The 21,411-nt window shown below is 44.1% G+C and carries 9 protein-coding genes and 1 pseudogene; 8 read left to right on the plus strand and 2 right to left on the minus strand.

Annotated elements, in window-relative coordinates:
* Positions 1 to 120 precede the first annotated feature (120 nt).
* The 4 genes from HWQ42_RS03655 to HWQ42_RS03670 all read left to right on the plus strand — a co-directional run bounded on the left by HWQ42_RS03655 (position 121) and on the right by HWQ42_RS03670 (position 11,156).
* Positions 121 to 2,379 carry an ATP-binding protein gene (locus tag HWQ42_RS03655; RefSeq protein ID WP_292809403.1) on the plus strand — a complete coding sequence of 753 codons (2,259 nt, stop codon included), beginning with the start codon at positions 121 to 123 and terminating at the stop codon, positions 2,377 to 2,379.
* Positions 2,376 to 2,849, plus strand: coding sequence for a response regulator (locus tag HWQ42_RS03660; RefSeq protein WP_292809406.1), 474 nt, complete (start codon positions 2,376 to 2,378; stop codon positions 2,847 to 2,849). Before HWQ42_RS03655 ends, HWQ42_RS03660 begins: the two co-directional genes overlap by 4 nt.
* 2 nt (positions 2,850 to 2,851) lie before the next feature.
* Positions 2,852 to 5,746, plus strand: coding sequence for a response regulator (locus tag HWQ42_RS03665; RefSeq protein WP_292809408.1), 2,895 nt, complete (start codon positions 2,852 to 2,854; stop codon positions 5,744 to 5,746).
* Between the two features lie 904 nt (positions 5,747 to 6,650).
* The gene (locus tag HWQ42_RS03670) at positions 6,651 to 11,156 is read left to right on the plus strand and encodes a PAS domain-containing protein (protein WP_292809411.1); all 4,506 of its coding nucleotides are present in this window, start codon (positions 6,651 to 6,653) and stop codon (positions 11,154 to 11,156) included.
* 18 nt (positions 11,157 to 11,174) lie between these two features.
* Here the strand turns inward: HWQ42_RS03670 and HWQ42_RS03675 are convergent, their stop codons facing one another.
* Positions 11,175 to 12,185, minus strand: a complete 1,011-nt coding sequence (locus HWQ42_RS03675; protein ID WP_292809413.1) for a chemotaxis protein CheB — start codon at positions 12,183 to 12,185, stop codon at positions 11,175 to 11,177.
* A 952-nt stretch (positions 12,186 to 13,137) separates the two neighbouring features.
* Here HWQ42_RS03675 and HWQ42_RS03680 point away from each other — a divergent pair.
* The 3 genes from HWQ42_RS03680 to bioF all read left to right on the plus strand — a co-directional run bounded on the left by HWQ42_RS03680 (position 13,138) and on the right by bioF (position 15,854).
* On the plus strand, positions 13,138 to 13,896 hold the full coding sequence (locus HWQ42_RS03680; protein WP_292809415.1) for a sucrose-phosphate phosphatase: 759 nt from the start codon (positions 13,138 to 13,140) through the stop codon (positions 13,894 to 13,896).
* Entirely contained in the window at positions 13,896 to 14,528 is a 633-nt protein-coding gene (gene ruvA, locus HWQ42_RS03685; protein WP_292736010.1) for a Holliday junction branch migration protein RuvA, read from the plus strand. Before HWQ42_RS03680 ends, ruvA begins: the two co-directional genes overlap by 1 nt.
* 144 nt (positions 14,529 to 14,672) lie before the next feature.
* Entirely contained in the window at positions 14,673 to 15,854 is a 1,182-nt protein-coding gene (bioF, locus tag HWQ42_RS03690; protein ID WP_292809417.1) for an 8-amino-7-oxononanoate synthase, read from the plus strand.
* Between the two features lie 307 nt (positions 15,855 to 16,161).
* Here bioF and HWQ42_RS03695 read toward each other — a convergent pair.
* Positions 16,162 to 16,281 (minus strand): annotated as a pseudogene (locus tag HWQ42_RS03695) (response regulator); the annotation flags it as partial.
* Positions 16,282 to 16,736: 455 nt separating this feature from the next.
* Between HWQ42_RS03695 and HWQ42_RS03700 the strand changes: the two are divergent.
* Positions 16,737 to 21,344 (plus strand): PAS domain S-box protein, encoded by a 4,608-nt coding sequence (locus tag HWQ42_RS03700; RefSeq protein ID WP_292809420.1) that lies wholly within the window; start codon positions 16,737 to 16,739, stop codon positions 21,342 to 21,344.
* Positions 21,345 to 21,411 lie beyond the last annotated feature (67 nt).

A 21,411-nucleotide genomic window follows, 5' to 3' on the forward strand; every position in this document is an offset into this window, starting at 1 on the left:
TATAGGAGTTTGCTTTTAAGTGAGGTATAAAATGCAGGACTCAAAATCTCAGATATAAAGAGTTTCTGCCTTCTGCCTCCTTTAAGCCAGAGTTCTAATGAGGAGTTGGATAAACAGAGAATGACTGATGAGATCATTGATTTGACAAACTGCGATCGCGAACCGATCCACATTCCAAGTTTGATCCAGCCTCACGGGGTTTTACTGGTTTTGCAAGATCCCACCCTGGAAATCCTTCAGGTGAGCAGCAACATCCAGGAAGTTGTTGGTCGTCAACCTGATAAATTGCTGGGCAAGCCATTGTCAGATTTACTTGATATCAAGCATATTCAGCTGATTCAACAATGTCTTGCAGAGGATTTTGAGAGCGTCAATCCCCTAAATCTGTCTATCAAACATCAAAATAAATTAATTCATTTTGATGGTATTGTGCATCATTTAGAGAATATTATTATTCTAGAATTAGAGCCGAAAAAAGCGAAGGATAAAACAGGCTTTTTTGACTTCTATCAACAGGTAAGAGGAACCATTACCCGGATTCAGAAAGCACCAACGCTGCTAGAAATGTGCCAGATTGTGGTGAGAGAAGTTCGGCGAATTACTGGCTTCGAGCGCGTCATGGTCTATCGATTTGATCGCGAAGGGGCAGGCAGCGTCATCGCTGAAGACACCAATCAAGAAACGCCCTATTTGGATTTACACTATCCGCCTTCTGACATTCCCAAGCAAGCCCGACAGCTATACACCCTTAATTGGCTGCGGCTGATTCCAGATGCCAGCTACCAGCCTGTCACCTTAATTCCAGCGAACAATCCTTTAACAAATCAACCGTTGGATCTCAGTCTCTCGGTGTTGCGGAGTGTTTCTCCAATTCATCTAGAGTACCTACAAAATATGGGCGTGACCGCCTCTATGTCTATTTCTCTGATGCACGAGCAAAAGCTTTGGGGATTGATTGCCTGTCACCATTCGTCACCCAAATATATTTCTTACAATATCCGCACCATCTGCGAGTTCATTGGACAGGTGATGTCTGTGGAACTGGCAAATAAAGAGGCAAGTGAAGATATTGATTATAAAAGTCAATTAAAGTCATTACAAACTCAATTTGTCGAAGGGTTGTCTCAGGCTGAGTATTTCCTGGATGGCATGGTGCAAATGAAATCTCAATTACTCAATCTGGTTAGTGCCACAGGAGCTGTGATATGTAGTGGCAACCAGTATATTCGAGTCGGTAAAACGCCACCGGAGTCAGAGATTCACGCTTTACTTGATTGGATTAAACCTCAACTGCATCATAATTTGTTTGAGACGCGATCGCTCACGAAAAATTACCCTGCTGCTGAGTCATTTAAAGCGATCGCTAGTGGCGTTTTAGCTCTGGAAATTTCCAAAGTTCACCACAATTACATTCTCTGGTTTCGCCCAGAGGTAATTCAAACGGTGAATTGGGGCGGCAACCCCAACAAGCCTGTGGAAGTTTTCTCAGATGGTAGTTTAAGAATGTCTCCTCGCAAATCCTTTGAATTATGGCAAGAAACGGTGCAAGGATCTGCCCTGCCCTGGAAACCCTGTGAAATAGAGGCGGTTACTGAACTGCGAAGTCTAGTTGTGGGCGTTGTATTGCGGCAGGCAGATAAACTGGCATCGATGAATTTTGAATTACAACGGAGTAACGAAGAGCTTGATTCTTTTGCTTATGTTGCCTCCCATGACCTAAAAGAACCGCTGCGGGGCATTCACAACTACGCTAACTTCTTAATGGAAGACTATGCAGACGTACTAGATAGCGATGGAATGGCGAAACTGCAAACCTTGGTACGGCTGACGCAGCGAATGGAAGACCTGATCAATTCCCTTCTCCATTTCTCGCGGTTGGGACGCGCCGAACTGATCCGGCAACCAGTGAATTTAAACGAGTTAGTGCCGCAGGTAATCACCACTTTGACCATTTCCCGACCGCAGAGCGAAGTTGAGTTTCGCATTCCTCAACCCCTGAAAAGCGTTCAAGGCGATCGCGCTCAGATTAATGAACTCTTCAGCAACCTGATTAGCAACGCCATTAAGTACAACGATAAACCCCAGAAGTGGGTCGAAATTGGTTTCATCGAAGGCAATGGAGAAAGCAAAGTTGCTTCTACTTCTCTAACTTTCTACGTTCGTGATAACGGCATTGGCATCCCCCAAGAGCATCTCGACAAAATCTTTCAAATCTTCCGCCGCTTACATGGACGGGATGACTTTGGCGGTGGGACTGGCGTAGGGTTAACCATTGCCCGCAAAATTGTGGAACGTCACGGTGGTAGAATTTGGGTGGAATCTACACCAACTGAAGGTAGTACGTTTTTCTTCACCCTGTCAGCGGAGGCAAATATATGACTCGGATTTCAGCCTTCCCGATCCAGGAAACGCCACTACTTTTAATTGTCGAGGATAGCAACGAAGACTTTGAGGCACTGCAACGATTTCTAGGGCGTTCTACCATTGCGATCGCTATTCAGAGGTGTGTAAATGGGGAACAAGCCTTGGCGTTTCTTTATCGCACTGGCAGTTATGTGGAGCGCCAGAGTGCGCCCCGTCCCGGTTTGATTGTGCTTGATTTGAATCTGCCCGGAACGGATGGACGAGAAGTGTTACGCCGGATTAAACAGGATGACAACTTGAAGATGATTCCGGTGGTGGTGTTTACTACCTCTAACAATCCTAAAGATATTGAAGTATGCTATCAATATGGTGTCAACAGCTACATTGTTAAGCCAATCAATTTTGCTCAACTGAAACGAGATATTCAGATGCTTGTGGAATATTGGTTTGAAGTGACGACACTGCCTGATTATTCCAAGGATTAGTAATGAGTCAGAGATGGCGCACTGTCTTAATTGTCGATGATTCCGCAGAAGACCGAGAACTCTATCGGCGGTATTTACTAAGCGATCGGGAGTATTCCCATACCATTTTAGAGGCGACACTAGGAAAACAAGGTCTGGAACTATGGCAGCAACACCAGCCAGATGTCGTTTTACTTGATTATCGACTGCCCGATTTAGATGGACTAGAATTTCTGGCTCGGTTACAATCCTGCCTGCAACAGCCATGTTTCCCGGTGATTATGGTAACGGGACAGGGCAATGAAGCGATCGCAGTTCAGGCGATGAAAGCCGGCGCACAAGATTATCTAGTCAAAGGGCAAATTAGCGCGCAAGGGTTACACCTGGCAATGAATCGAGCAATCGCCAGCCTACAGATCCGTACCCAACTGCAACAGCAGATTGAACGAGAACGATTGACTAGACAAATCAGCCAGCAAATCCACCAATCACTGGAACTAGATGAAATTCTCCAAACCACTGTAACTGAGGTGCGCCAGTTTCTCCAGACCGATCGCGTCATCGTTTTTCAGTTAGATTCTGACGTAAATGGCATTGTTGTCGCCGAATCTGTTGTCGGAGAATGGCGAGCAGTCCTGTCGGCCAAAATCTATGACCCTTGCTTTGCCGAAAGTTGTATAGAACGCTATCAGCAAGGGCGGGTGATGGCAAAATCTGATATTTATGACGGCAGTCTTGCTCCCTGTCATGTGGAATTTCTCGCACAGTTTCAGGTATGGGCAAATTTAGTTGTTCCCATTCTGCGAGATGACCAATTGTGGGGACTTTTGATTGCTCATCATTGTACTGCCCCGCGATCGTGGCAATCGATGGAAATTGAATTACTACAACAACTTGCAGTTCACCTGGGAATAGCCCTCCAGCAAGCTAATGCTTATGCCCAACTAGAGCAGCAGAGTGAAGCCCGTTATCGTGCCATTGTTGAAGATCAAACAGAATTGATTGCCCGGTATTTACCAGATAGCACCATTCAGTTTGTTAATAGTGCTTATTGTCGTTACTTTGGGCTAAAACCAGAGGAAATTATTGGTAAGAGTTTTCAACCTGTGATTTTTGCAGAGGATCGGGAAATGGTGACTCGGTTGGTAAACTCTATGAGTGCCGAAAATCCCACCGTCACGGTTGAGAATCGAGTCATGATCAACGGGGAAATTTGCTGGACTCAGTGGATCAACCGGATGATATTTAATCAACAAGGACAATGTACAGAATTTCAATCTGTGGGACGAGATATTACCAAGCTGAAGGAGGCAGAAGTCCAACTGCGTCATAGTAGTGAGCGTGTCAGTTTAGCCAATGCAGAATTAGCCAGAGCTGCCCGACTTAAAGACGAATTTCTGGCAAATATGAGTCATGAGTTGCGTACCCCTCTCAATTCAATTCTCGGATTATCTGAAGCCCTATTGGAGGAAGTGTTTGGCAGCTTAACCCCGAAACAAAGCCAGTTTTTACAGACTATCGAACAGAGTGGGGAACACTTACTGGCATTGATTAACGATATTTTAGACCTATCTAAAATTGAGTCAGGCAAGATGGAGATTGAATTACGTCCAGTCTCGCTTGATTCAGTTTGTGAATCTAGTCTCAATTTTGTCAAAGAACAAGCTCGACAAAAACAAATTCAACTAACCTGCGAAATCGATCCAACCATCACCGAGATCGAAGCTGATGAACGTAGATTGCTTCAGGTGTTGGTCAATTTGTTGACAAACGCGGTGAAATTTACGCCCGATGGAGGTCGCGTTAAGTTTGAAGTCAAGATGAACTCGCCACAGCAAGCCGTTGAATTTCGGGTAACTGATAACGGAATTGGGATTTCCCCAGAAAATTTGAGCCAGATATTTCAGCCGTTTATTCAGTTAGACAGTTCCCTATCACGACGTTACACAGGAACCGGACTAGGATTATCGATTATACAACGTATTGTCGATTTACATGGTGGCAGCATCCACGTCGAGAGCGAGGTGGGACGAGGGAGTTGCTTTAGTGTCATGTTGCCGTGGCATCCCTTATTTAAACAAGATGACTCACCATTACCTGAAGCCCGATTGAACGAAGGTGAAATCCAACAAGCTTTAGTGGTGGAAGATTCCGGTGTGGCTGCCAACCAAATTAAACGATATTTTGCGGAATTAGGCGCAACTAGTGTAATTCACCCAGTTGGGGAAGGTGTATTGAAAGTTGCTCTACAAGTCAAGCCGGATGTGATTGTGCTGGATATCTTGCTGCCTAAGAATTCTGGGTGGGAAGTTTTAAGGGAGTTAAAAGCACATCCCCAGACTCAGAATATTCCGATTATTCTCATTTCAGTAGTGGATGAGCGATCGCGCAGCTTAGAGTTAGGATCTACTGAATATCTTTTAAAACCTCTCTCGCGACAAAAGTTTTATCAAGCATTGAACCGGATTTTCGCAAAGGTTCAATCGCCCAACTCACAAGCTGCCATTGTCATTGCTGCGGCCGAATCAGCCCAAACCCCCAAAATTTTGTTAGCAGAAGACAATGAAGCCAACATCACTACGCTCATGAGTTACCTGGAGGCATATAATTTTCAGGTTATGCTTGCCCGCAATGGCTTAGAAGCCGTGCAAATGGCTAAACAGCATCAGCCTCATCTCATCTTGATGGATATTCAAATGCCACAAATGGATGGATTAGAAGCAACCCGTCAAATTCGTACCGATACCAAAACCCACTCGATTCCGATCATTGCCCTGACAGCTTTGGTCATGCCGGGAGATTTAGAACGGTGTCTAGAAGCGGGCGCAAACCACTACTTAGCCAAGCCGATAAAACTCAAGCAGTTATTGGAGATGATCGCCCAGCAACTCTCAAAAACTGACAATCAGCAATTATAGTTCAACTTATATTCCGCAGATATAGTAAAAAAAGCTAATTTTTTTAAACTCATATCTAAATATAAAGTCCGTTAAAACACCCATAATAACAAGTTTGTAGTGGGGACTTCAGTCCCCAAAGCTAGGACTAAAGTCCTTACTACAAACTTTAATTTTTTTTATGCATAGATAGTTATATCTGACTTTTCACGGCATCTGGAAAACCTCTCTCTAAATCTCTCTCCTAAAAGGAGAGAGACTTTGAATTTCCCCCTTCCCGCATCGGGAAGGGGGTTAGGGGGTTAGGTTTTTCGTGGACTTTTCCACATAACGTGAAAAGTCAGATAGTTATATCTATCTTACTTATTGAGTATATTTGCAATTGTGATAACGGCGATCGCATTCAGTTTGTATATGTCCTGCCATTGGTCTTATATCATGCTGAGTAAAAAAATTATCATTCAGACTGCAAAGTTTAGGGAGCAGAGAGAAAGAGGGTTTTAAGATTTTTACATAGATGCCCACAATCATAACTAATGAATCAGATATAGCAATTCGAATTCAAACGTGAGAATATAAGGAGATTAAAAGCACCCAATTATAAGCTTTACAGCGATTTTAATCCCTATGATTTAGGATTGCTATTACTATCTTCATAGATAATTTGTATTAGTAAGTAAATATTTATAGATTATTCTCTGGGAAAAGTGATATAAATTTTATCAGCACGCAAGAATAAAATTATACATTAAAATTCCCAAACAAGTTAACGCCAAACAGATGTCAAGAGCGATCCCATAAATTCTCTCAAATATGGTAAAATCCTGGCATTAATGAAGGGTTTTAGCATTTCTTGAAAAATGTCAAATTTTATATGCAAACCTGCGGAAGGTGGGTTAATATCTACTTGATTAATTAATGCACAATGTCTCAGCAACAGCGCACTCTCTTAATTGTCGATGATTCCCCAGAAGATCGAGAACTCTATCGGCGGTATTTGCTGCGCGATCGCGAACATTCTTACACTATCCTAGAAGCAACGCTGGGACAACTTGGGCTAGAACTTTGGCAGCAACATCAGCCTGATGTTGTGTTGCTTGATTATCGACTGCCCGACATGGACGGACTGGAATTTCTGGCACAATTGCAACCATCTACCCAACAGCCTTGCCTACCTGTAATTGTCGTCACTGGGCAGGGCAATGAGGCGATCGCAGTTAAGGCGATCAAAGCGGGCGCACAAGATTATATTGTCAAAGAGCAAATCACCCCAGAAGGGCTGCAAATAGCAGTCAATGGGGCAATTGAAACAGTGCAGCTACGCACCCAACTACAACAGCGGATTGAACGAGAGCGCGTAGTCTCACATATTACCCAGAAAATTCACCAATCGCTGAATCTGGATGAAATTCTCCAGACAACCGTAACCGAAGTGAGAGAATTTCTGCACACCGATCGCGTCTTGGTTTTTCAGTTAAAACCTGATGGCGATGGCACAGTAATCGCAGAATCTGTTGGGGGACACTGGGAATCGCTGCTCTCATCTACTATGTACGATCCCTGCCTCGCGGAGAACTACCTTGCATGGAATCCGTCGGAAACTGTCAGCTACGATACCGCCTTTGTCGAGAACTATATCCAACGCTATCGTCAGGGTTACGTAACGGCAATATTTGATATTCAGGATAGCAGTATTGACCCCTGCCACGTTGAATTGTTGGCTCAGTTTCAAGTGAAAGCTAATCTGGTGGTGCCGATTATTTCCGATAACCACTTTTGGGGATTGCTAATTGCTCATAACTGTGCAGTTCCTCGAAGGTGGCAACCCTTAGAGATTGACTTGCTCAAAGAACTGGCGATTCAAGTTGGCATTGCAATTCGGCAGGCGGAACTCTATCAGCAGGCACAGAATGAATTGACCGATCGCAGACGAGTAGAAGCAGAATTACGGGAGAGCGAAGAATGGCTACGATTAGCACTGTCAGCCTCTCGGATGGGAACATGGAACTGGAACATCCAGACGGGAAAAATTTCCTGGTCGGATAACCTGGAAGCCTTATTTGGACTGGAACAAGGAGAATTTGACGGTTCATTCGAGATGTTTGCCGCGCGAGTCCACCCTGACGATCGTGATCGCCTACTGGCAGCCGTTGGTCGTGCCGTCGCTACTGGAGAAGACTATGACATTGAATTTCGGGTAGTATATCCCAATGGTACAATTCGGTGGGCACTAAGCCAGGGCAAGGTATTTTACGACCAACACGGACAACCGATTCAGATGGCGGGTATCGATCTAGATATCACCGAACGCAAACGATCAGCCGAAACTCTGCGTGAGAGTGAGGAACGTTTTCGCCAACTCGCAGAAAATATTGATGCGGTGTTTTGGATCAAAGAGGTGTCGAAAAATCGAGTTAGCTATGTCAGTCCTGCATATAAAAAACTGTGGGGATTGAACCCGCAAGAATTGTATCAAGGACAACAAGCATGGGTCGATCGTATCCACCCAGAAGATCGAGAAGCGACAGACAGAGCGTTTCATGAAAAAGCTGTCGCCGGTCAATTTGATGAAGAATATCGGATTATTTTACCCAATGGTAGTATTCGCTGGGTTCACGATCGCTGTTTTCCCCTACGAGATGAAACAGGAGAGATTTATCGGTTTGCCGGGATTGCCGAAGACATCAGCGATCGCAAACAGGTAGAGCAGGCCCTGCGAGACAGTGAAGAACGCCTGCAAATGGCACTGGAAGGTTCTGGTGGCGGTCTATGGGATTGGAACATTGTTACCAATGAAGATTATTTAAGTTCACGATGGCTGGAAATGCTGGGATATGAGCAAGGAGAGCTACCTGGACACTTTAACAGTTGGGAGCGACTAATTCATCCTGACGATAAAGTTTGGGTGATGGAACGGTTGAATGCCCATCTTCAGGACGATTCGGTGTCTTACAAATTTGAATATCGGATGTTAACCAAGTCTGGGGAGTGGAAATGGATTGCCAATCACGGAAAAGTGGTTTTGCGCGATCAACAGGGCAATCCCCTGCGAATGGCAGGCATCCATTTTGATATCAGCGATCGCAAACAGGCAGAGCTTGATTTGCGCCAGAGTGAAGAATTTAAAAACCGTATTTTAGATAGTAGTTCTGACTGTATCAAGGTATTAAGCCTCGACGGGCGGCTGCTGTATATGAATACAGGTGGACTGTGTTTGATGGAAATTGACGACTTAAATCCCTATCTGAATATTGAATGGCTCTGTTTATGGGAAGACGGCTATCGGCAACAGGCAGAGCAGGCACTCGCTGCCGCTAAAACAGGTGAAGTCAGCATTTTTCGCGGATACTGCCCAACCGTAAAAGGCACTCCCAAATGGTGGGAAGTGGTCGTTAGCCCGATTCTGGATGCTTCCGGGCAACTAGAACGAATCTTATTGATTTCACGAGATATCACAGAACGTAAAAAGACAGAACTCCTATTGCAGGAGAGCGAAGCCCGGTTGAAACTGGCGTACAAAGCTACGCGATCGGGAGTATGGGATTGGGACATTACCCGCAACAGCGCTCATGTATCTGAAGAGTACTGCAATCTATTCGGGCTTGACCTAACTACAGAGGAAGTCAGCTTTGAACAGTGGTTAAGCCTCCTGTACCCAGACGATCGCACCTTTGCCAATGAAATAGTGAGCCGCACCATCCAGCAACAGCAAGAGTACTATGAAACTGATTACCGCATTCTACATCCTGATGGCATTCGCTGGTTAGCAGCTAGAGCTAAGGTTTTCTATGATGCTGCGGGTAATGCAGTACGGATGCTGGGCAATGTGCAAGATATCAGTGATCGCAAACAGGTAGAGGATGAATTACGGCAAAGTGAAGAACGCTACCGCTACCTAGCAGAGGCGATTCCGCAACTTGTTTGGACTTGCGATGCCAGTGGTTCCTGCGATTACGCGAATCAACGATTGTGTGATTATACCGGATTGAGCTTGGAACAGATTTTAGGGCAAGGTTGGATATCAGGCGTTCATCCAGACGATAGACAAGCGGCTCAATCCTTGTGGAATAATACTGTGGATTGTGGCAGTAGCTATCGCCACGAATATCGCTTTAAAAGAGCTTCTGATCGCAGCTACCGTTGGCATTTGGTGCTGGGTATGCCGCTAAAAGACCAACGGGGGCAGGTGGTGAAATGGTTTGGCACCTGTACAGATATTCACGATCAAAAGGAACTGGAAGTTGAACGTAATCGCCTACTTGCCCAAGAGCAAGCAGCCAGAGCAGAAGCCGAACGCGCCAATCGGATCAAAGATGAGTTTCTCGCCGTTCTCTCCCATGAATTGCGATCGCCTCTCAACCCGATTCTCGGTTGGACAAAACTGCTACAAACCCGCAAATTTAATGAAACCAAAACAGCCCAAGCTTTAGCCACTATCGAACGCAACGCTAAACTACAAACTCAACTGATTGATGACCTACTCGATGTCGCCAAGATTCTGCGCGGCAAACTTAGCATCGAGGCGACTCCTGTGAATCTGGCATCTGTGATTGAATCTGCGATCGACACGGTAAGTACAGCAGCCATTGCCAAATCAATTACGTTGCATCCGGTACTGCCGAACATTGGGCAAGTCTCTGGAGATTCCAACCGCCTGCAACAGATCGTTTGGAATTTACTTTCTAACGCGATCAAGTTTACCCCTAACGGAGGACGGGTAGAAATCCGACTACAGCCACTCGATAATCAGGCTGAGATTATTGTCAGTGACACTGGAAAAGGGATTAACCCAGAGTTTCTTCCATATATTTTTGAATCATTCCGTCAAGAAGATGTCTCAGTTACTCGCAAGTATGGCGGGTTAGGATTGGGGTTAGCGATCGTCCGGCAGTTAGTTGAGGCTCACGGCGGCACCATCACGGCTGATAGTGCAGGTGAAGGCTTGGGAGCCACCTTTACAGTCCAGTTGCCATTGCTGAATGTTGAACCGGAAATCAAGCAGCCAGATGAGTTGTCACAACCAGCACTAGAACTCACGGGTATTCGAGTTCTCACAGTTGATGATGATGCCGATGCCCGTGAGTTATTAACAGTATTGCTTGCTGAATACGGAGCGAAAGTCTTGACTGTTTCCTCTGCGGCAGAAGTTTTAGCAAACCTAGAGTCCTTTCAACCCGATGTTTTAGTCAGTGATATTGGAATGCCCGAAGTCGATGGTTACTCCCTGATTCAACAGATCCGCGCTTTAACTGCCGAAAGAGGGGGAGAGATTCCCGCGATCGCTTTAACTGCTTATGCCAGAATTGAGGATTCCCTGCGAGCCATAACCAGTGGCTATCAACGGCATGTTACCAAACCCCTTGATCCAGAAGAGTTAGTGCAAGCGGTGGTGGCACTGGCACACAGAAAACTAAACCATCCCACTCCTTAAAATAATTAGGTTTAAGCTTCAATCAACATCTATGTTTGGATTGATCTTCAAAAGTACTTCTCGAATAATGGCGGAGCGCTGCCAGGCAGATTGTGCCTCCTCTTTGAATCTTTCTGCCGCCAAGTTTTGATTGCGAGCCTCCATCCTTGAAGCTATACGATGTGATAAAGAAGCTTTCTCTTCCAATGCCCTTAAAGCGATCCATAGTGCATCTTCCACCTTATCAGACTGGGTGGCTAGCAAAGTTTCTACTGAATAAGCATGACCCGTGCGGCACCGGAAGCGCAACAAATTTCCCTCTTCGAGTTCCCAGAGGATACCGCCGCAGTCAGGACAGCCAAAGGTTGATGGTTTACCAGGTCGATCGCTTTCGTTTTCTACTGCTTCCAAACTCAACTGCGCTATTTCAGTTTCAAACTCCATCTTGCTAGGTACGGGGTTTTCTGGCTGTATTTCCATTGGTATATTAACTAAAGCTACCAAAATAGAAGGAATATCTGAAAGTGGCGCGATATGGTCAATATCGTCTAAATTATCGATCGCATTACGTGGCATATTAGGATACAAAGCATCATCGGGATCTTGGACAATTGCCACACCGCCCCGCATTTTTACAGCCATTATTCCCGCCGTGCCGTCGTCAAGCATACCTGTTAGCAGCACAGCAATCACTCGTTGCCCATAGGTTCGCGCTGCACTGCGAAACAATGGATCGATGGCGGGACGACAACGGTTTTCTTTTGCTCCCCGCGTTAAACGCAAATATCCTCCTTCTACCAGTAAGTGGTGGTCAGGCAAAGCCACATAAATCCAACCATGAACAATAGCTTCGCCGTCCTGAGCATGAGACACTGGTAAGTTGCCAGCGCGATTTAATATTTTTGGCAGAATACTGATGCTGTGACTGGATACGTGAAGAACTATAATCACAGCAGCATTGAGATCGGCCGGCAAATGCTTGACTAGATAAGTCAGCGCCTCAACTCCACCTGCTGATGTTCCAACGACAATAATATTGTGTTCAAGCATTAATGTAACGATTTCACTAGCATAGCTGCGTAGTTAATAAAAGCACGTTTACTACCAATTTTGAGACTAACGCAGCCAAAGAATTTGCTCACCTAGCTTTGAGAGGATTTATTATTCATTTAAGGAATAAGACTTTAGACGAATAGCACTAAATGCAACTTCGCGTCTCTAAAAGGGTTTTAAAATCACGCAAAATTATTCTCCGCGATTGAAAAATGTAAACTGCGGAAAACCATTTCCACAGAAATATATTCTAAGGGTCGTAGCAGTGCTACATCTCGACATTGTTTTTCAGTGCTACGTCTCTGTAGACATCGCTCAAATTTAAACATTAGTTATCAAAATTTGAGCGTTTGCAGCTAATGTTCTTCCATGTATAAGAAACGCTTAAGCATTTGCAGCAAATGTATAATTAGTTGTTGCAAATGCTTAATACTTTACAACAAATGCTCTTCCATGTATAAGAAAGGCTTAAGTATTTCCAACAAATGTATAATTAGTTGTTGCAAATGCTTAATGCTTTGCAACAAATGTTCTTCCATGTATAAGAAAGGCTTAAGTCTTTGCAACAATTATTGTAATGAAATTATAAATCTATTTATTACGTGAAGGCTTGACTCGTTCCCAGGCTGCGCCAATGCATTCATTGAGTCAGAGACTTAATGTCTTGACTGGAGGCCCAGCCTCTAATCAGCCATTCCCATGCAGAGTATAGGAACGAGATAATCAACCAGTATCGGAAATTGGAAAGCTATTTTATTAGGAGATCAAAAGCCAAGTGTGCTGATGTAGTGTTTTTATACATACCCTGAGCTTTACATAGAATACAGTTCAGTTAAGCATTGATCTTCGAATTTAGTGTCTGATATAATGCTTTGTTTTTAGCAAATAAATCTCTTGTAAAAGTCTCTTCACGCGGTAGAATAACGAGATTTTGCAAGAGGTATTAATCATGAAACCATTTCTGTTTGTAACCGACTTAGATGACACCCTGGTATACCGGACTGTGGGCGATGACAGCGCTTTACCAGAACTAAATCAACTGCTGAGTCAACATCGCCAAGAATACGGCACTAAGATCGTTTATTCTACCGGGCGATCGCCTGTACTTTACAAAGAACTCCAAGCTCAAAAAAACCTTTTGCAACCGGATGCCCTCGTTCTTTCCGTGGGTACAGAAATTTACCTAAATGGTACTGATACTCCAGACTCAGATTGGTCAGAAATCCTCTCTCCGGGATGGGAACGGGAAACTGTATTATCTATTACGAAAAAATATCCTGAGTTAGTTCGGCAACCGGATTCCGAACAGCGTCCCTTCAAAGTGAGTTGTTTCCTAGAACAAGATGCATCTGTCAGAGTGATATCACAACTTGAAGCAGAGTTGCAGAAATCTAAATTAAATGTAAAGTTAATCTACAGTAGCGGTATTGACCTTGACATTGTACCCCATAGCAGCGATAAAGGTCAGGCAATGCAGTTTTTACGCCAGAAGTGGAAATTTGCAGCAGAACAAACAGTTGTCTGTGGTGATTCAGGTAATGATATTGCTTTATTTGCTGTAGGCAACGAACGGGGAATCATTGTGGGGAATGCCCGCAAAGAGTTACTCCAATGGCACAATGAGTATCCCGCAGACTACCGCTACCTGGCAAAAGCTTTTTGTGCAGGTGGAATTATCGAAGGCTTAAATTATTTTGGTCTCTTGTAATGATTAGTTATTTAAAAGGTATAGTCGCTGGTATCCAAACAATTGGCGCTAATCGCGTGATTCTGACTCTGGAAGTGAATGGCTTGGGGTATGATTTGCAAGTTCCCCAAAGGCTAGCAAACCAGTTACCAGAGTCGGGAGGAGTAACGCAAATTTTTACCCATTTGCAAATTCGTGAAGAAGTGCCCTTTCTCTATGGCTTTGCTTCCCCAGCCGAACGCGATTTATTTCGTCACTTGCTGACTGTTACAGGTATTGGTGCAGCCTTAGCGATCGCCCTCTTGGATACTCTGGAACTACCAGATTTAGTCCAAGCAATTATCGCTGGCAATATACAAATCCTAATTCAGGCTCCAGGTGTGGGCAAAAAAATTGCTGAACGCATCTGTTTGGAACTGAAAAGCAAATTAGTCGAGTGGCGCAAATCAGCCGGGTTCTTCGTCGCCACAGGCGGGCCTGCACCGGGAATTCTCGAAGAGGTGCAAATGACCCTCTTCGCCTTGGGATATACTGCCCATGAGGTCAGTCACGCCCTACATGTAGTCAGCGAAGACATTGGACTACCCCAAGATGCTTATGTCGAAGACTGGATTAAACAAGCGATCGCTCATCTTAGTAGCGAACAAGTTTAATGGTCATTGGTCATTTGTCATTTGTCATTTGTCATTTGTCATTCTCCCCTGCCCCCTTATGCCCACTGACCAAAAACAACTCATGATACAAGCCCCCAAATTTATTTATTATTTATGGGGATCATTAATTTTGAATTTTGAATTTTGAATTTTGAATTCGGAGCGAAGCGACGTAACCCTTATGCTTGGCTAGAACAGTCCTTAGCCACAATTCATCGGGCAGACTGGTATCGTTCGGTACAACCTATCAATGGCCGTCCGGGTCCAACGGTGGTTTTAGCTGGGCAAGAGGTAATTAATTTTGCCAGCAATGACTATTTGGGATTGGCTGGAGATGAGCGTTTGATGGCAGCGGCGACGGCTGCGATCGCGGAATTTGGTACTGGTAGTACTGGTTCTAGATTACTCAGCGGGCATCGGGAGTTACACAGGGAATTAGAGGAAGCGATCGCATCTACCAAACAAACAGAAGATGCCTTGGTATTTAGTTCCGGGTATCTAGCTAATTTGGGTGCAATTACCGCCCTTGTGGGCAAGCGCGATCTAATATTCTCTGACCAGTACAATCATTCCAGTCTAAAAAATGGAGCGATTCTCAGCGGTGCAGCAGTGGTGGAATATCCGCACTGTGATATGGCAGTATTAAAAACTCAGTTGAAACAGCAGCGGCAAAATTACCGCCGCTGTTTGATTGTTACTGATACCGTTTTCAGCATGGATGGCGATTTATGTCCGTTGCCTGTACTGTTGGATCTCGCTGATGAATTTAGCTGTATGCTGCTAGTCGATGAAGCTCATGCCACTGGGGTACTAGGAAAAACTGGCGCTGGGTGTATTGAGCATTTTGGATGTACAGGAAAGCAATTAATTCAAATTGGCACTTTGAGTAAAGCTTTAGGTAGTTTAGGCGGGTATGTAGCAGGAAGTAGCGCCTTAATTGACTTTTTGCGGAACCGCGCACCGAGTTGGATTTATACCACTGGGCTTTCGCCTGCTGATACAGCAGCAGCCTTAGCAGCAATCAAGATCGTGCAACAAGAACCGCAACATCGTGCCCAATTGTGGGTAAATATACATTATTTGAAAACTTTGCTGCAACAGTTACCTAACCTGAAATTGCTGCCTTCTGAATCACCCATATTATGTTTTCAATTGCCTAATGCCACAGATGCGCTTAAAGCTGGAAAACAGCTAAGAGATGCTGGCATTTTTGCCCCAGCAATTCGTCCCCCCACAGTACCCACAAGTCGAATCAGAATATCCGTGATGGCAACTCATGAAGTCGCACATATTGAAAAATTGGTCGCAGTACTATCTGAGTGCTGAGTAGGAGAGTTAGGAGAGTTAGGAGTTAGGAGTTAGGAGTTAGGAGTTAGGAGTTAGGAGTTAGGAGTTAGGAAAAATTCTTCCCAATGCCCCATGCCCAATCCCCAATCTTTTTACAAAACTGGCAATTGATTAAACAAAATCCAATAAAAATCAAGCTGTTGGACTGCTTGGTTAAATTGTTCAAAATCCAATACAGTTCAGTTAAGCATCTCTTTCTTCTCTCTGCGTTCTCTGCGCCTTCTCTACGAGACGCTACGCGAAGGCGGTTCGTTAAAAAAACGACTTTGGTAACAGAGTTTTAGCCTTAACTGAACCGTATTGGTTCAAAATCGACAGGTTTGACGATGTAGCTATTTACCCCAAGCTGGTAACTCTCGATCATATCCTAGTCTTCAGCAGAAGAGGTCAGTACCACAACCGGAATCTTCTAGCAAGTCAAACTATATTTATCGTTTGGTGAATATGGCAACAGATGCGCTAATTAAAAAAACAGAAATTTTGTTAAAGTGAAACTAGAAGTAGGCGATCGCATTGTTATTATATCTAAATGCTGAAGTAGATATCTTGGCAATATCAATATTTTACTTATTCATTCAAATTTAAATATTGATTGCTACCAAATAAATAGTAGTATATCAAGTAACGATCGATTTTCAAAAAATTTCACCTGCAAGGAAGGGAGTAAAAGAGCGTCATTTATCTTGATGGATAGAACTAAATTTTTACTTTCTATATCAGATAGCTAACAAATCAACCTCTGGCAAAAGAGGTTTTGTAACTCAGCAAAAATCTATCTGGAGATAAGTTACTAAAATTTGCAAACTAGCTTAGGGTATATACAGCCTCTGCAATGAGTATTGGTTGTTCTAAGAACTTTTCATGCCCCATATTCATTATTCTCAGTTACTGCGTTATGGCATCGTTGTATTAATTGTTGCACTTGCATTAGTGCTAATGTTGATGCTAGACCCCTGGTTAAGCATGAGTGGAACTCCTTTTTTGCTGTTTTTTAGCGCTGTAATGGTGAGTGCTTGGTATGGTGGTTTGAAGTCAGGGGTGTTAGCAACTTTCTTGTCTGCGTTACTAAGCGATTACTTCTTTCTCCCTCCAGCTTATGAGCTGAGTTTTGACTTATCCAATTCTGTGCGAATTGGGTTGTTTGCATTACAAGGATTGCTCTTTAGTATCTTATGTGAGCGATTAAAAACTGCAAAAATACGAGCTGATAGAAATCTGCAAGAGCTAAGAGTTAGTGAAGAAAGATTTCGATTAGCATTAAGTAGTTCAGATATCGTGGTCTTTCAGCAGAATTGCGATTTGCGATATCAATGGATTCATAATCCTCAAGGTCTAGAAACTGCTGAGGAAATGTTAGGTAAGTCTGATGATGAATTATTTCCAGCCTCAGTAGCAGAGCAATTGAAGGCAATTAAGCTAAAGGTAATAGAGACTGGTGTTGCAACCCGCCAAGAAGTTTATCTGACAACTTATGGAGAAGACTGTTACTACGATTTGCTAGTTGAACCACTAAAGGATGCAGACAATAGCATTCAGGGTATTACCTGTACAGCTGTGAATATTACTCAACTAAAACAAACTGAACAAGCATTACGGGAAAGCGAAGCTAAGTTTCGCAGTGTAGTTGAGTCAAACATGATTGGTATTGGCTTCTGGAGTAGAGACGGGGGGATTACAGAAGCAAACGATGCCTTGCTGAATATGGTGGGTTATACCCGTGAAGAATTAGTTTCTGGAAAAATTAACTGGCAAGATTTAACTCCTACAGAGTACGGGCAACTCGATAAGCAAGCACTGACTCAACTTCAAGACAGTTCTTTTTGCACACCATATCAAAAGGAATATATCCATAAAAACGGCTCACGCTTCCCGATTTTGGTAGGTGCTAGCCGCTTTGAAGGGATTGTAGATCGAGGAGCTTTTTTTGTTGTCGATATTACAGAGCGCAAGCAGGCTGAGGAAAGACTACACTATATCGCCCAAATTAGTAGTTTACTCTCTACTTCGCTAGATTATGAACAAACCTTAGAACAGATCGCTAAAATCTCGGTTCCCCAGCTTGCTGATTGGTGTAGCGTCGATATTTTAAATGAAGATGGTTCCATTCGCCGCCTACCCATTGCCCATACAGACCCATCGAAAGCGGAGTTGGCGCGTAAACTTCAGGAGTATGCAACAGATTACAAGGGTGCAAGCGCAATTACCAAAGTACTGCAAACCGGGCAAAGCGAATTAATCTCAGAGGTATCTGACTCGCTATTAGTGGCAAGTACTCAGAATCAGGAACACTTAGAACTTGTTCGCCAACTGGGGATGAAGTCTGTGATGATTGTGCCGTTAATTGCAAAAGGGCGAGTACTGGGCACCATCAGCTTTGTCACCACTCAAGCAGACCGTCGGTACGATCGCACTGACCTAACTTTAGCAACAGATATTACCCAGCGTGTTGCCTTAGCAGTGGAAAATGCCCAACTTTATCGAGACATCCACCAAGCTTTAATCCATTATGCCGAATCTCTATCTCTTTTAGATGCGTTACTAGGAGCGGCTCCTGTTGCCGTATGCTTTTTGGATCGGGAACTGCGATATATCCGCATTAATCAAGTTTTCGCTGACATTAACGGTTTAACTATAGAAGAACATCTAGGATGCAAATTTAGAGAAGTCTTGCCAGCAATGGCGGCTGAGTTAGAGCCACAATTACAGCGCGTGTTAGATACTGGAGAACCCCTGCTGAATATGGAAATCAGCGGTGAGACAAGGGAGCAACCCGAACGTTACGGTTACTGGCTGGGCAACTATTACCCAGTTCGTAACGCAATGGGTGAAACGGTAGGAATTGGAATTATTTTGGCAGATGTTACCGCAGCAAAGCAAACAGAAGTTGCTTTGCGAGAAAGCGAAGAAAGGTTTCGGGCAATGTTCAATCAAGCAGCTGTCGGTATTGCTCTCGTAGCGTTGGATGGACAATTTCTGCAAGTTAATCCTGCTCTGTGCGAAATTACTGGGTATAGCCTAGAAGAGTTAATTCAAATGAACTTTCAGGAAATTACCCACCCTGACGACTTAGAAGTTGATTTGGAAAATGCTGGGCGAGTTTTAGCAAAAGAAATTAGTGGTTATTCCCTAGAGAAACGCTACATCTGCAAAGATGGTTCCATAGTTTGGGTCAATCTAACTTCATCAACAGTTTGGGATGTTAACGGACAACCTATGTATGCATTAGGGATTATTGAGGATATTAGCCATCGCAAACGAATTGAAGCCACACAAAACTTTTTAGTCGAAGCCAGCACCTTACTAGCTGCCTCATTAGATTATGAAATCACCTTGGAAAATGTGGCAAATCTAGCAGTGCCAACTTTAGCCGATTTGTGTATTGTAGATGTCTTTGAGGAAGATTGGTCAAGTAAACAAATTGCGATCGCAATTGCCGATCCCACAAAACTAAATATTTTAGACGAAATCCGACGGCGTTATCGACCCAAAACCAAAGCCAAAGAGCTTGTACGGCAGCTACGCTTAGGAATATCTGTCTTTTATCCCGAATTATCTGACTCACATCTTCTACAGATGTCTGAAGACAACGAACATCTGCAATTGCTGCAAAATCTGGGTATTCGTTCTCTAATGGTGATTCCAGTTCGTTCCCGCGGGCAATTATTTGGAGCAATCTCTTTTTTTACCGCCGAATCTGGTCGGTACTATCAACAAACAGACTTGGCTTTAGCAGAAGATATTGCTCGGCGGGCGGCGACAGCCATCGACAACGCCAGACTCTACCAGGAAACTCAACGGTCTGTCAATCGCACAGTACTTTTACAAAAAATAACTGCTGCCTTCTCAGAAGCTCTAACTCCCCAACAGGTGGCTGATGTAGTGGTGAACCAGGGCATTGCCGCCTTGGAAGCTACTGGTGGTTCCGTTGTCTTACTTACTGAAGGAAATACTACCCTAAAAGTTGTGCAAGCAATTGGCTATCCGCAAACGCTCATAAATACTTGGACAAGTTTTCCAATCGCAGCACCTAACCAAATAGCAGAAACAGTCAGAACTGGGCAGCCGATTTTTTTAGAAAATTTAGCAGCCATGATTGCTAGATATCCCGACTTAGCAGACGTTGTGACTGTTATAGCGAATAATGCTTGGGCTTCCATTCCCTTGATAGTAGAAGGTAAAGTAATTGGGGCTTTGGGATTAAGCTTTACTCCTCTTCAAATATTTAACGAAGAAGACCGGGGATTTATGTTGACACTGGCACAGCAGTGTGCGCAAGCCATCGCCCGCGCTCAACTTTACGAAGCTGAAAAGACAGCTAGGGCACAAGCCGAAACAGCCAACCGGATTAAAGATGAATTTCTCGCTGTCCTTTCTCACGAACTCCGAACTCCCTTGAATCCGATTTTAGGGTGGGCAAAGTTACTCAGAACCCGCAAGTTCGACGAAGCTACTAAAATCCGAGCATTAGAAACAATCGAGCGGAATGCCAAGTTACAAACCCAATTGATTGGAGATTTACTTGATGTTTCGCGGATTTTGCAAGGTAAAGTCAGCTTAAATCTCCATGCAGTGGATTTGAAAATAGCGATCGCATCTGCACTAGAAACGGTGCGTTTGGCAGCAGAAGCCAAATCGATTCAAATTCAAACAGTGTTAAGTAATGATATCGGCAAAGTTCTCGGCGATGGCGATCGCTTGCAACAAGTAATGTGGAATCTCCTCTCCAATGCCGTTAAATTCACACCCACAGATGGACTTGTAGAAGTGCGTCTACAGCAAGTTGGTTTAGATGCCCAAATCCAGGTAATTGATACAGGTAAAGGAATCAACCCAGACTTTTTGCCCTACGTCTTTGATTACTTTCGGCAAGCAGATGCTAAAACAACCAGAGTATTTGGTGGACTGGGATTGGGACTGGCAATTGTGCGTCATTTAGTAGAACTTCATGGTGGCACAGTTCAGGCAGAGAGTTTGGGAGAAGGACAAGGGGCTACCTTCACAGTCAAACTACCTCTGCTCAAAAATTCTGAGTTGCGATTTAGCAGTAGTGAGGCTTCTCAAGCAGAACTCGAGACTGAGGAGACATTACTTGCTGGAGTGCAAATTCTGCTTGTGGACGATCAAGCCGATGTGCGAGAATTTTTTAGCTTTGCGCTGGAACAATATGGCGCGACAGTAACGGCAGTTGAATCAGCAGATGAAGCGCTGCAAACATTAGTGCAATCCCAGCCAGATATCCTCTTAAGCGATATTGGAATGCCCATCATGGATGGGTATATGTTGCTACGCGAAGTGAGAAAATTACCGCCAGAGCAAGGCGGACAAATTCCCGCGATCGCTTTGACTGCTTATGCAGGAGAAATTAACTACAACCAAGCAATGGCAGCAGGATTCCAAAAACACTTACCTAAACCCGTCGATCCAGTGGATTTAGCCGCAGCGATCGTTAGTCTCGTTGATCGCACTTAACCTTGAGGTAAATAAATTCTTCAATTTCTCTTCTTTCCTTGACAAATTAAATGCCTCGTTCCCAGGC

This window comes from Nostoc sp. JL23 (assembly GCF_017115065.1).
GTDB classification, from domain to species: Bacteria; Cyanobacteriota; Cyanobacteriia; order Cyanobacteriales; family Nostocaceae; genus Nostoc; species Nostoc punctiforme_A.

Coding starts and splice junctions, on each gene's coding strand:
- HWQ42_RS03675 (WP_292809413.1), bottom strand. CDS start 12,185: ATGCTTGAACACAATATTATTGTCGTTGGAACATCAGCAGGTGGAGTT.
- HWQ42_RS03665 (WP_292809408.1), top strand. CDS start 2,852: ATGAGTCAGAGATGGCGCACTGTCTTAATTGTCGATGATTCCGCAGAA.
- HWQ42_RS03670 (WP_292809411.1), top strand. CDS start 6,651: ATGTCTCAGCAACAGCGCACTCTCTTAATTGTCGATGATTCCCCAGAA.
- HWQ42_RS03655 (WP_292809403.1), top strand. CDS start 121: ATGACTGATGAGATCATTGATTTGACAAACTGCGATCGCGAACCGATC.
- ruvA (WP_292736010.1), top strand. CDS start 13,896: ATGATTAGTTATTTAAAAGGTATAGTCGCTGGTATCCAAACAATTGGC.
- HWQ42_RS03660 (WP_292809406.1), top strand. CDS start 2,376: ATGACTCGGATTTCAGCCTTCCCGATCCAGGAAACGCCACTACTTTTA.
- HWQ42_RS03680 (WP_292809415.1), top strand. CDS start 13,138: ATGAAACCATTTCTGTTTGTAACCGACTTAGATGACACCCTGGTATAC.
- HWQ42_RS03700 (WP_292809420.1), top strand. CDS start 16,737: ATGCCCCATATTCATTATTCTCAGTTACTGCGTTATGGCATCGTTGTA.